This window comes from Chryseobacterium tructae, assembly GCF_030409875.1.
Taxonomy (GTDB): Bacteria; Bacteroidota; Bacteroidia; order Flavobacteriales; family Weeksellaceae; genus Chryseobacterium; species Chryseobacterium tructae.
Map to the genome: position 1 here is coordinate 1,355,168 of NZ_JAUFQR010000001.1, position 12,865 is coordinate 1,368,032.

The following is a 12,865-nucleotide window of genomic DNA, read 5'->3' on the forward strand; positions in this document are numbered from 1 at the left end:
TCATTCTAGCTCTTCATTCAGAATGACAAAGCACAAAGTTTAAATTAGGCTTTCTGTTCCACTAAAATTTCTTTTTTCTTATTCTTATTCATCCAGAAAATTCCAAAGGCAGCCAATGCAATAAATAATCCGAAGCTTAATAGAGAAATCCATTTTCCTTTTTCAATTACTTCCGGCTCAAATACCATTCTGATATGGTGGCTTCCTGCAGGAACATGCACTGCACGAAGTAAATAATCTGCTTTGATATAAGGAACTTCTTTTTCGTCCACAAGAACTTTCCATCCGTGAGGGTAGTACACTTCAGAGAAAACTGCTAATTGAGGAGTCTTCGACTGAGATTTGAACTCTAGCTCGTTAGGCTGGTATTTCGTTAAATTGATGAATGCCGTAGAATCTGCCTGAACAGGTTTGTTGCTGAAATAAGTCTTGTCAGAAGAGGCAATAACAGCTGTTTTCTTATTGTCGATTTCTCCGATAGATTTAATTTCTTCGTTTGGAGTATCTACGAATTTAAGATCACTTACAAACCATGCATTTCCATTGGCTTTAGGATTGGGAACAACCTGAGGCTGATCCGGACCTCCAAAAACCATATATTTTGCATTCAGTAAATTAAGTATTTTAGGTGTTTTTACGCTGTCGATACTATTGATATAAGCATTCAATACGTCATCATATCTTCTCAGTTTTACGGCATGGTATCCACCGATAGAAGCCTTGAAGTAAGACGTATTGGTTTCACTGGTTACCCCCAATGTTTGGTTGTAAATTCTGTAGTGAGCTTTATCTTTATCAGCAATTGTTTCTAAGGTTTTATTGATATTTACTGTAGATAAAATGGATTCAAGATTTGGATTCCCCTGTACCTTTTCAGCTAATAAATCTGAACTTTCCGTCTGGAACGGATTTTCAGCAAAGATTTTGTCTACATAGTTTTCGTCATTTAGATAACGCTTGTTGACAGTCCATAGATCAAATAAACTTACGACCCCAATAACAACTAATGCAATATTGGAATTCAATTTTTTCTTTAGGGTAAGGAATAAAGCGGCAGCAGTAATTGCAACATAGATGAATGCCTTTATAGCATCTATTTTAAATAGTTTATATCTTTCATCTACCAGATAATCAAGAAGAAAAGGAGGGAAGTACGTTTTTTCACCTGCTGTCGAAAATCCTAGCAATGATTTACCAAAGACTAAAAGAATTAATAAGAGTCCTAATGTTCCACCACTTACATACGTCAGAATCTTTTGTTTGTATTCTTCTGTTAGTTTTTCGTCAGTGAAGAATCTGTATAATCCTAAAATAGCGATTAAAGGAAATAACAATTCTACTACGACAAGAATGGAAGATGGAGCTCTGAATTTATTGTAAAACGGAACATAATCAATAAAGAAATCGGATAATGGCATAAAGTTGCTTCCCCAAGCTAATAAAATAGTTAGGATAGAAGCACCCAAAATCCAATAACGGTATTTTTTCCATGCAAAGAAGAATCCTAATACAGCAAGGAAACATACAATTGCTCCCTGGTAAGCAGGGCCTGAAGTTCCTGGCTGATCTCCCCAGTAGGTCATTCCACTGAATCCTTTGAAATTCTGTCCATTTCAGCTTGTGAGCCTACATTTTCCTGAACGAGTTCCTGTACTTTACTCATCATTTCCTTGGCTTCCGGTTCCTGGCTTCCACCCCCCATTAATCTTGGGATGAAAAGGTTTAAAGTTTCCAGTTGTCCATAGCTCCACATCAGCATACTTTCTTTATCCATTCCGGATTTTCCTGAAGTATGGCTGTCATTGGTTAAGATTTGCTTTCCACGAACAGTTTCCTTTACATATTCGGAATTGGCCATGATTCTTTGAGAATTCATTCCAACCCCAATAATACAAGATGCAGCAATGATTCCTGAAGAAATAAGGAAATGTTTCATTGGAGTCTTTTTCTGGATTGCTCTGATCAATTCAGACAGGAAAAGGAATCCTAGCGCAATAAACAGATAATAAGTCATCTGCGGGTGGTTCGCTGCAATCTGAAGCCCCATAAAAAGGGTAGTGACAATGAATCCCCAAATGTATTGTTTTCGGATGTAAACCAGTAGTATTCCGGCTAAAAGAGGTGCAAAATATTCAATGGTATTTACTTTTCCATTGTGTCCTGCAGCAATAATGATATAGAAATAGGTAGAAAGCCCGAAGAAGGTTGCTCCTAATAGAGCATATTTCCAGTTTCTAACGACTACCATTCCCAAAAGGAAAAAACCTGCAAAAAGCAGGAACAGATAATTGACCGGTCTTGGCAGAAAATTCAGGTTGCTGTCGATTTTTTTGATGATGTCGCCTTTAAACTGGCTCCCCATCTGATAAGTCGGCATTCCCCCAAACATGGAGTCACTCCAATAGGTTTCATTTCCTGTGTTAGCTCTATAGTCTAGAAGTTCTTTAGCTCCTCCTCTGTACTGTACAATATCATGCTGGAAAAGCTGTTTTCCTGAAAATACAGGAGTGGAATATAAAAATGCTAAAACTATAAATACTACTAATGAAGCTGCAATATAAATTAAGTTTTTATTTTTTGCCATGCTGGTTATTATCTTTTATTTCTTGATTTTTTTTACCTTTTCTCATTCTTCTCTTTTACCTCTTCATAGTCTACGGTTTCCGCATCCCATTTAAGATTTTTATTATTCTTATTTGAGTCGTGTATATCCTGCTGCTTATTTGTCTGTTGATTGTTATTGTTGAAACGATAACTATAAAATGTCTTAAAGAAAATTCTTTTTAGAATATTCCAGACAAAGAAAATAATAATTGCAGAGAGTACTAACTCAAGAATATACTTCATAATTTTATTTTTTAAAATAGCTTATATGATAAGGATATGTTAAACCCATTCATATTTAGTTTTTCAGGTTGCCCATAATATTGGGAAGAAAAATAAGGAACAGATCCCCATTTCACTTCAACTCCGAACTTGTCATAATTATACCCTGCAGCAAATGTTGGGGCAACTCTTCCGCTCGCTGATGTAGAAACATTATCTACATTGTATACATCATTGTTTAAAATCAATTCAAAAGATAAAAGTCCTGCTAGATAAATTTTTGATTTCTGACCTAAAAACATATTATACTTAAATCCTAATGGTAGCTGTAGCGCAGAGTATTTTATTTCATAATTCCTTCTGTTGTAATCATTCACTTTAAAATTTACTGTTTGAAAAGCAGGTTCCGAAATGATCGCCCATTTTCCTTTATTAAAGTCTAAAACATACTCAAGTTCTACCCCAAAACGATAAAGAAGACTATTCTTTTTATATTCTCCTATACCGTTATTTCCAATAGGAGGGTTTATGGTGTAATTTGAGAACCCAATTCCAGGTTTTAAGTACACATGAAAATTACTTTTATTCTTATCTCCTGAATCTACAGTCTCTAAACCATCATAAAGAAGGAACAGTTTCTTTAGTTTACTTTCTGTATATACTAATCTTTCAATATCAGTAGTTGTTATTTTTTCATTATCAGAAAGCTCTTCCTTCAGCTGATTTTTGTAGGCTTCGTTCTTTTGTATTCTATTGTTTGAATCTAAATATTCCTTGTATTCCAATTGGTGAAAAATATCTTCGTTTTCTCTTTTGTAGAAAAAGCGAGTAACATCTCCTTCATTATATTTATACAAATTAACTTTTCCTTCAACTAAAGACTTTAATAAGAGAGTTTCTTCATTATTTTTTAAAGTTTTCGTTTCAGAAAGGTTCTGTAAGTTGTAAGAAGAGCGGTCTATCATTACTTTTGCCCTTAGATATTTAACATTCCCAACAGAGAATTCTTTTAAATTTCTGGTTTGTAATTGATTTATTTTGTCATCACTATTAAGCTTGTATTGAATGACACTCGGATTACTGTTCCAGTCATTATTTTTTATTAAAGCATTTATCTTTTCGCCGTTTTCGTTAATGATGTATCCCTGTTCAAAATTTATCTGACTATATAGTAAAGTAGGGAATAAAAATAAGGCAGCATAAAAAAGATTTTTCATTATTGGTTATTAGTTTTTTAGTTTTTAGGTTATATCAATTACTTTGCAGAAGGATTTACCATTACAGAAGAATTAGAAACACTCTTCATAGATTGAGACTGTTTTCCGTCTGAAATAGTTTCTACTTGTGTAGCTTTTACATTAATGTTTTGGTTGGTAATCCATCCTGAATTTTCGTCAAACTTAATCGTTCCAGTCTGAACAAGTTCACTGCTCATACTATGAGTAATAGGTCCTTGATTTTTCTTTTCAGTTTTCTTAGGAATACCTCCGGTTACAGCAATTTCAGCAGTTCCGTTTCCTAGGCTCTTTAATACATAGTTTGAAGTTACCTTAATACTTCCGCTTGGATCTGCATTTTCAGAAGTCGTCCATTTTTCACCTACTTTTACTCCTTTTTTAGGAATGATAACAAGGTTTTTATTGAATTGGTCTTTCAGTACTTTTTCATTGAAAGACTCTTTAAGGCTTGCTACAACACTTGCCTTTTCATTAGCGTCCTTAATAAGAGATCCTACCGCAGTGGCAACTTTAGTATATACCGCATCAAAACCTGTAATAGAAAGTACATTTCCTTTATTATCCATCTTCATGTCAAGTTTGTTACTCGTAAGCGCCTTATTGACATTCCAGATCATTTTAAGTTCGTCTTCTTTAGGAATAGCAAGTTTCGTATCTACTACAACTGTTTTTCCTTGTGCAGACTGAGAACTTCTCTTGGAAACAAGGTTAAGCGTCATTTCGTAAACATTTCCTTTGATGTCGTTTACCGTAAAATTCATCTCATCCGTAGATTCAGTAGTAGCTGTAATCGTTTTTCCCTGAGGATCAGTCATCGTCTTTACATCTCTTTGGTAAGTGGTAAGAGGATAAGTCTTTCCTTTTTCAAGCTTGAAAGTTTGTGTAACAATTCCTGCAGAATCTCTGATTGCCGGATTTTCTGCAACTTTTGCTACAGAATCAGCAGGAACTTCTACTGTAACTGTTTTTCCGGTTTTAGGATCTACTTTCGTTATTTTTGCCGTCTCTTTTTTACAAGACACAAGTGCTATAGATGATAATAGCGCGATTGCTGCTATGTTTTTCATTTTATAATTTTTTTAAGTGTTGTGGTATCGAATTAATTTACTTTCAAACTTTTTTGTCTCACTGCTTCATAGAGAATTGCTCCACATGCTACCGAAACATTTAAAGATTGAGTTTTTCCTTCAATAGGAAGTTTTATTTTTTCGTCAGAATGGTGCAATACTTCTTTAGAAATACCTGTTTCCTCATTTCCCATAACGATGGCGCATGGTTCTGTGAAGTTTACATCGTAGATTAATTTTTGAGCTTTTTCAGATGCTGAAAATACAGTAATCCCGCTCTGTTGAAGGAAATCTACTACATGAGCAAGGTTATTTTCTTTACAGATCTTGATATTATAAATAGCTCCTGCAGAAGTTTTGATTGCGTCAGAATTAATAGGCGCTCCTCCTTTTTCAGGAATGATGATAGCATCTATCCCTACACATTCTGCTGTTCTACAGATGGCACCAAAGTTTCTTACATCTGTAAGTCTGTCCAAAATTAATAAGAAAGGAGTTTTACCTTCTTCAAATAATTGTGGAACAAGATCCTCCACTTTATGAAACGGAACATCCGAAATAAAAGCAACCACACCTTGGTGGTTTTTTCTTGTAAAACGGTTCAGTTTTTCAACCGGAACATAATTGGGACGGATTTTATTTTTCGCTAAAATGGCTTTCAGTTCAGCATAAATAGGACCCTGAAGTGCATTTTGCACAAAGATCTTGTCAATCGTTTTTCCCGCTTCAATTGCTTCAATCACGGGACGTAGCCCGAAAATAAAATCGTCTTTCATTGATTTGTCTATAATTTTATGTTTAAGGTTATCGGGATTCGGGTTAGGTGATTCGTGGATAATTTCCACTTCAAACTTCCTGCTTCCTTTCTTCCCGCTTCCTACTAATATTTTTCTCCTAAAATTGCTCTTTTCTGCGCCATTGCATATCCATAATGCAGGCTTTCATGCATATTGTTAAAGATAATGGCATCCTGAATGCTCTTCAAATCCATCCCGAAACTTGTGGTGTAAGGAGTATAATCTGAAAAGAAATCACTGTCATAATCCTTCATTAAAATCTTTGAGGTTTCTGTGAGTAAAAACTCCAGATCTTCCACCTCCGATTTTTGAACATTTAAGTTAGGTAAAGTCCCTTTTTTGTAAGTTTCAATCCAATATTTATCAATTCGGAAAGGGTTTCCGCTCAGATAATAATGCAAAAGCTGCTGAGTGGCAACTGTATGAGCAATATTCCAGTAAATATTGTTATTGAAGCCATCCGGAATCAGCAAAGATCCTCGTGGGATGTGTTTTGCAGGATATCTAAAAGGTTTCTTCTCACCTGTCTGTGTGCTTGAAAATGATAATTCATTTTGCAGAAATTTTAATCACCAAAAATAGTTTAATAAACTGGAAATGACAATTTTTTGGATAAAGGATTAAAGTAAAAGTTCCAGAATGCCATAAAAACACATTATTTATTATTTTCTTTTTACATAGAATTTTGAGAAGATCATAATGGGTTTCAGAAAATTTAACTTCTCCTTTTTAAATATTTATCAATTTTTATGATGCTAAAAACCCTTCTATGATTTTTGTCAAAGAAGGGTTTTTTATTATTTTATTAACTGTTTTATGAGTTTAATACATGATGGTTACTTTTTTATGATTTTATGTTTGAAAGTAGTTCCGTCTTTCAGAACAATATTTAAAAAGTAAACTCCCGTAGTATATGATGAAAGGTTGATTTTGTTTTCTTTATAAACTTCAGTCAGTTTCTTTCCATCTATGCTGAAAAGAGTCATGGATGCCACATCTTCTTTCGATTTTATAGTAACAAAATCAGTTGTAGGGTTGGGATATATGCTAACATCTATGGTTTTTACATCTTTTACATTTAATGTAGCATTACTTTTTCCCTGCATATAAACAGATAAGTACACTTCCCCTTGTTGTCCGTTAAAAACAGCAGTAGGAATAGTATGTTTCAAGGTGTGATTTCCTGCAGTCATGTTTGCTAAAGTAAACCCTCGGATAGGAACTGCATTTCCCGGACACCAATTGTTCCATGAAGTCCAGTCATCAAATGATTTTGGTACTGTTCCGTAGATTCCGTTACCTTGTGTATTGTATACTCTGTAAGGTTCACATGATATTCCTCCGGGAGTATAAGTGAGCATCTGAACATCATCTATATAAGTGTAATTTTGTCTTCTAACATATTCTTCACCACCTGAATTGGCACCGTGAGGTGTAGAGATCACTACAAAATTAGCATTGGTAACAGCGGCAGGAAGATTAAATGTGACAAGTCTTACTGTTTCTCCGGATGTATCAGTGCTATTATAATTATTGAGTTTATTATAACTTAATATAGGAACAATCGTATTATAATCTGTAGGGGTAGCTCCAATATCTGTTGAAAAGAAGGTTAGATTTCCTGAAAAAACATCAATTCTGCCTGTACATCCTGTAACCTGGGTTTGTGCAGCATAAGGTACTCCAAAGACATCAAGCTCCATATACATGTCATAAGCATTTCGCAATTCCGTATTATGGAATACGCTGTACAGGTTGCTTATGTCGTAGGTGTAAGGGACTTCTATTGGAGATCGGTTTTTGTTCATGAATGGAGTAATGTATCGGGCGGCTTCAATCCTTTTTACATTGGCGTCATTCATGGTATAAGTTGGTTGGTTTTTAGGAACCAGAGCAAGAAAAACTTCTCCCAATCGGTCATAATTATCACAAAGAGCTCCAATGGTTACTCTCATGGCAATTTTTGCCTTAAAGGAATCTAGTTCTGTATCTGTAAGTTTCCTTGCGTATCTGGTATTTCCAAGCCTGATCAGGTCGGTGGGAACCGGAGTGGTCACCGTTGCAGCGTAACCATCATAATATACTGCATCTGAAATCAGATTTGTCATGGTGGTTGTCTGTGATTTGAATAGGCCTGTAAGGAATAGACTTGCAAAAAATAGTCTTTTATACATATCGTTGATATTTAATGTAAATATATTAAAATATGTATTAAAAATAATGATTGTTTGCTTTTGTTTTTGAGTTGATAGTTGTTTTGTTGTTAAATGTTTAAATTATTTAATCAAATAATAAGATTTGTGCTGAAAGTATTCATATTAATTAATAGATATGATTGAATATTTTTTTTTATTACAAGAATCAATATTTTATTGTTAAATTAGCATTGTATTCAATAGTAATATTATTAATAATGAAAAGAATTTTACTTTTATCTCTGTTCTTTGCAGTGTTTGCTGTTAATGCTCAGATCAATATCAATATCGGAAGTGGAAGTGTAGGGTCTGCACCAATAAGCAGTTTTTTTTCTTATTCTTATGTTCAGCAGATTTTTCCTAAGCAGGAGCTGAATGCAAGTGCTGCCGGAAATATTACAGGTCTTACCTTTTATATGAGTCCTTCCGCAACTATTAATGATTCTTCCAATTGGACTGTTTATCTTGGTCACACCCCTAAAGTATCGTTTGCATCTGGTACCGATTGGGTTCCTGCAGCTGAATTGACTCAGGTATTTACAGGTACGGTTAATAAGAACGGCAATAAGGTAGAAGTCGTTTTTACAACACCATTTGCGTATAATAATAATGATAATTTGGTGGTGGCTGCAAAAGAAAATTCGCCAAGTATTGACATTAATAATTTTGATGAAGCCTTTCGTGTTTATCCTTATTTGCAAAACTCAACTCTAATTTACAAGGGTGATCGTGCTGTTGTTGATCCGGCATCTCCACCGGGAGGTATCAGAGTCGATTATAAATCTGCAATGACAATTTCAGGTTTGACGGCTAATCTTACTCCTGGTTGTCCTTTTGTGATTTCTCCAGTTAATAATGCTCAATTTGTATCATTGTCGCCTGTTATTACCTGGCAATCAGTGATGGGGGCCGCCTCTTATAGATTGTCTTTAGGTACAACTCCCGGAGGGACGGATGTTATTAATCATCAAACTGTAAATGGAGCAGGTTATAATCTTTCTCCATCCATTGTTCTTAACCGTGATACTACTTACTATTTAAAAGTAACAGCTGTATCTGCTAATGGAGAGTCTTCAGGTTGTGCAGAATATACATTTAAAACCATTCCTCCGATACCTGTAAATGATGCATGTTCCGGAGCTTTGCTTGCATCTACATTCCCTTACGCTTATACACAGGCTGATGGAATGTCTTCCACGAATAATGGAGGTTTTATATTAGCTTGTGCTAATGATGGAATGAATGATGGTTTGTGGTTTAAATTGATAGGAGATGGTGGTCAATATACAATTAAAGCTACTCCTTCAGCGGCCTCTTTTGATCCTAAAATAGGAGTGTACAGCGGAACTTGCAATAGTTTGACTTGCGTAGGAACAATGGATAATGGTGGTGGTGGATCTGCGGAAACAATGACCATTACAACAACCGCAGGAACAGAATATTTTATCAATATAGGATCTTACGAAGATTCAGTAGATATGCCGGAGGGTGCATTTACTATAAATATTACGAAATTATAATTCTGTGCAAAAGGAATATAATGGTAAATTATATATAGCAATCAGTTGTTTATTATTTCTAGTTTCTTGCAATAGAGAAGTAAAGTTGAATCCTTATTCTTCATTTGGTTATGAAAGCTTAACCGATAGTTACCATTCAAAAACGAATACTTTTGAAAGAAGATATAGCGATGATACCATCAAAATAGAAATAATATTAACAGAAAATGAAAGGACAAAAATAATAAAAGCGTTTTCCGAAAACCAATTTCAAGAGTTTTCCCGTGAAATTGATTGTTCTCAATGGGGAACCAATCCTATAATATATGATGAACTTTTCATAGATGATTTTTCCGTAAAATATATACATAATAGGAGTGACGGATGGTTTTGTTCAAATGGGAAAAGGTTTAACAAAATAAATACAATTATTCAGGATGTTATTTTAAATAAACCGGAAATAAAAAAGATAGAATCTTCTGATATTGCTTATGAGTAGTAAATAAATGGTTTTTTTTATGATAGTATGTATAAAATAAACTCTGCTGTATAAATGATATAAAAGTGTTGTGGCAATTATTTGTCACAACATTTTTTATAATAGATTGAATGATAATACAAAAGACTTAAATATGAAGATGAAATTATCGCAATAAAATTTATCTTGAATTCAAAATGCTTTGTTAAAGCCGGAATATTTAACAAACTTTAACTCAAATATGGCATTGATTATGTTGATTAATGCAAGTATTTATCAGAAATTTACCACTTATTTTAAATCAAGCTATGTCAGATACATATCAAGCCGAGGATATCCGTCAGTTGACGGAAAAAGTAAAAGAAAAAAACTACTTATTTTCTCTTCTGAGACAGGAAATCAACAAGGTGATTATTGGACAGGAATACATGGTAGACCGTCTATTGGTAGGGCTTTTAGGGAATGGTCACGTTCTTTTAGAAGGAGTTCCGGGCTTGGCGAAGACCTTAGCCATCAAAACCCTGGCAGATGCTGTTCATGGTGAGTTTTCAAGAATTCAGTTCACACCGGATCTGCTTCCTGCTGATGTTGTGGGAACTATGATTTATAATATCAAAGAGAATGATTTCTCAATAAAAAGAGGCCCTGTTTTTGCCAATTTTGTTCTTGCTGATGAGATTAACCGTGCTCCTGCTAAAGTACAGTCAGCACTGTTAGAAGTAATGCAGGAGAAGCAGGTAACGATTGGAGATGAAACGATGAAGCTTCCAAAACCATTTTTGGTATTAGCGACTCAGAACCCAATTGATCAGGAGGGGACTTATTTGTTACCAGAAGCACAAAGTGACCGTTTTATGCTGAAATGCACCATAGATTATCCCGCTTTTGAAGATGAAAGAAAGGTAATGAGAATGGTTTCTACTTCTCATCAACCAACGGTAAATCCAGTTGTTTCACTTCAGGATATTGTGGATGCAAAAGAGTTGATTAATCAGATCTACCTGGATGAAAAAATAGAAAAGTATATCCTTGATATGGTGTTTGCAACGCGATATCCGGAAAACTATGGATTATCCGAGCTGAAAAACTATATCAGCTTTGGAGCTTCTCCAAGAGCATCCATTAACCTTGCTATTGCTTCAAGAGCATATGCTTTCTTAAAAGGAAGAGCATTTGTAATTCCTGAAGATGTAAAAGCATTAGCCAAAGATGTATTGAGACACAGAATGGGTTTAACCTTTGAAGCGGAAGCAGAAGAGATATCAACTGAAGAAATCATTAATAGAATTTTAGCAAAAATCCAGGCACCATAATGAGTGATGTTATCATTAGAAAAGCAGTTCAGGAGGATTGTGCTTCCATGTTGGACTTAATTAAAGAACTTGCCGAATATGAAAAAGCGTTACATGAGGTAACGGTGACTTTGGATGAATTTACTGAAGATGGATTTGGTAAATCTCCGGTTTGGGGAGCCTTCGTGGCAGAATTGAACGGTAAAGTTGTAGGAATCTCATTATATTATGACCGATATTCAACCTGGAAGGGAAGAAGATTGTATCTTGAAGATCTTGTTGTAACAGAAAGAATGAGAGGAAAACAGATTGGAAAACTTCTTTTCGATGCCACAGTAGAATATGGGAAATCCAATGCATATAGTGGGATGGTTTTTCAGGTGTTGAACTGGAATGAACCAGCCATCAATTTTTATAAGAAATACAGCCCGAAGTTTGATGACGAATGGTTGAATGTATCTATTGAGTTTAAGAATTAGAAAAGCGATCAGAGTTTCAAATCCCGAAACGTGAATCCCGGATCTCAAAAAACTTAAACCCAAAACTTTCAACTTTAAACATAAAGACCTCTATGCAGATAAAAGATATTGTAAAAAAAGTAAAGCAGATAGAAATCCGTACCAGAAAAAAGACGGAGGCTGCTTTGATGGGGCAATATCACAGTGCCTTTAAAGGGCAGGGGATGACTTTTTCAGAAGTTCGTCCCTACCAATTTGGTGATGAGATCAGAAGAATCGACTGGAATAAAACCGCACGTTTCCGAGAACCATTCGTAAAAGTAATGGAGGAAGAAAGAGAACTGACGATGATGCTTGTCGTAGATATTTCTGCCTCTATGGATTATGGAACAAAAGCTCAGCTGAAAAGAGAATATGTTGCGGAAATTGCTGCCAGCTTAGGATTTTCAGCGGCCGGAAATAACGATAAGGTGGGATTGATCCTGTTTGCAGATAAAGTATATAAAGTAATTCCTCCTCAGAAAGGAAGAAAACATATTCTTTCCATTATCAGTAATATCCTTACTGCAGACTATGTTCCGGCTGAATCTAAAATAGACAAAGCCCTGGAATATATGATGGGGATTTTTAAAAGAAAATCTCTGGTATTTTTATTTTCGGATTTTCAGGATGAATATGATTCCAAAATGTTGCGCGTAGCATCAAAGAAACATCAGTTATTGGGATTAAGGATTTACGATGAAAAAGACAATGAAATTCCGGATGTAGGCTATACCTTATTATATGATGCTGAAACAGGAAAGCAAATATGGGCCAATACTTCCAGTGCAAGATGGCGATATACGTTTGCGGAGGCTCAAAAACAAAAATTAAGAGCATTAGAGGACGATTTTTCTAATAGTTCGGCCAGTTTTATGAATGTAAATACCGGTTCAGATTATTCAAAATTGTTGTATAATTATTTTCAGAAAAAATAACCGCGGGTTTTGTCCGTCAATAAAACATCAGGCTTTAG

The 12,865-nt window shown here is 34.9% G+C and carries 10 protein-coding genes and 2 pseudogenes; 5 read left to right on the forward strand and 7 right to left on the reverse strand.

The genetic code is table 11. From position 1 onward, the window contains the following. Window positions 1-44 precede the first annotated feature (44 nt). The 7 genes and pseudogenes from QWZ06_RS06560 to QWZ06_RS06590 all read right to left on the reverse strand — a co-directional run bounded on the left by QWZ06_RS06560 (window position 45) and on the right by QWZ06_RS06590 (window position 8,102). Window positions 45-2,584: pseudogene (locus QWZ06_RS06560) on the reverse strand (YfhO family protein). A gap of 32 nt (window positions 2,585-2,616) precedes the next feature. Beyond that, window positions 2,617-2,847 carry a hypothetical protein gene (locus QWZ06_RS06565; protein WP_290296629.1) on the reverse strand — a complete coding sequence of 77 codons (231 nt, stop codon included), beginning with the start codon at window positions 2,845-2,847 and terminating at the stop codon, window positions 2,617-2,619. A gap of 11 nt (window positions 2,848-2,858) precedes the next feature. Next, the gene (locus tag QWZ06_RS06570) at window positions 2,859-4,043 is read right to left on the reverse strand and encodes a hypothetical protein (RefSeq protein WP_290296631.1); all 1,185 of its coding nucleotides are present in this window, start codon (window positions 4,041-4,043) and stop codon (window positions 2,859-2,861) included. 38 nt (window positions 4,044-4,081) lie between these two features. Beyond that, window positions 4,082-5,131 carry a DUF6263 family protein gene (locus QWZ06_RS06575; protein WP_290296633.1) on the reverse strand — a complete coding sequence of 350 codons (1,050 nt, stop codon included), beginning with the start codon at window positions 5,129-5,131 and terminating at the stop codon, window positions 4,082-4,084. 32 nt (window positions 5,132-5,163) lie between these two features. Continuing rightward, on the reverse strand, window positions 5,164-5,907 hold the full coding sequence (rlmB, locus tag QWZ06_RS06580) for a 23S rRNA (guanosine(2251)-2'-O)-methyltransferase RlmB (RefSeq protein ID WP_290296635.1): 744 nt from the start codon (window positions 5,905-5,907) through the stop codon (window positions 5,164-5,166). Between the two features lie 104 nt (window positions 5,908-6,011). Then, window positions 6,012-6,481: pseudogene (locus QWZ06_RS06585) on the reverse strand (DinB family protein). Between the two features lie 283 nt (window positions 6,482-6,764). After that, complete coding sequence (locus QWZ06_RS06590) at window positions 6,765-8,102, reverse strand: peptide-N-glycosidase F-related protein (protein ID WP_290296636.1); 1,338 nt, start codon at window positions 8,100-8,102, stop codon at window positions 6,765-6,767. Between the two features lie 239 nt (window positions 8,103-8,341). Between QWZ06_RS06590 and QWZ06_RS06595 the strand changes: the two genes are divergently transcribed. From QWZ06_RS06595 to QWZ06_RS06615, 5 genes are all read left to right on the forward strand, one after another. Next, on the forward strand, window positions 8,342-9,643 hold the full coding sequence (locus QWZ06_RS06595; protein ID WP_290296637.1) for a PKD/REJ-like domain-containing protein: 1,302 nt from the start codon (window positions 8,342-8,344) through the stop codon (window positions 9,641-9,643). A 4-nt stretch (window positions 9,644-9,647) separates the two neighbouring features. Then, a complete protein-coding gene (locus QWZ06_RS06600) occupies window positions 9,648-10,121 on the forward strand; it encodes a hypothetical protein (RefSeq protein ID WP_290296638.1) in 474 nt (157 codons plus the stop codon). 287 nt (window positions 10,122-10,408) lie between these two features. Beyond that, entirely contained in the window at window positions 10,409-11,413 is a 1,005-nt protein-coding gene (locus QWZ06_RS06605) for an AAA family ATPase (protein ID WP_290296639.1), read from the forward strand. Beyond that, window positions 11,413-11,871 (forward strand): GNAT family N-acetyltransferase, encoded by a 459-nt coding sequence (locus QWZ06_RS06610; protein ID WP_290296640.1) that lies wholly within the window; start codon window positions 11,413-11,415, stop codon window positions 11,869-11,871. Before QWZ06_RS06605 ends, QWZ06_RS06610 begins: the two co-directional genes overlap by 1 nt. 92 nt (window positions 11,872-11,963) lie before the next feature. Beyond that, complete coding sequence (locus tag QWZ06_RS06615) at window positions 11,964-12,827, forward strand: DUF58 domain-containing protein (protein ID WP_290296641.1); 864 nt, start codon at window positions 11,964-11,966, stop codon at window positions 12,825-12,827. The last annotated feature ends 38 nt before the right edge of the window (window positions 12,828-12,865 follow it).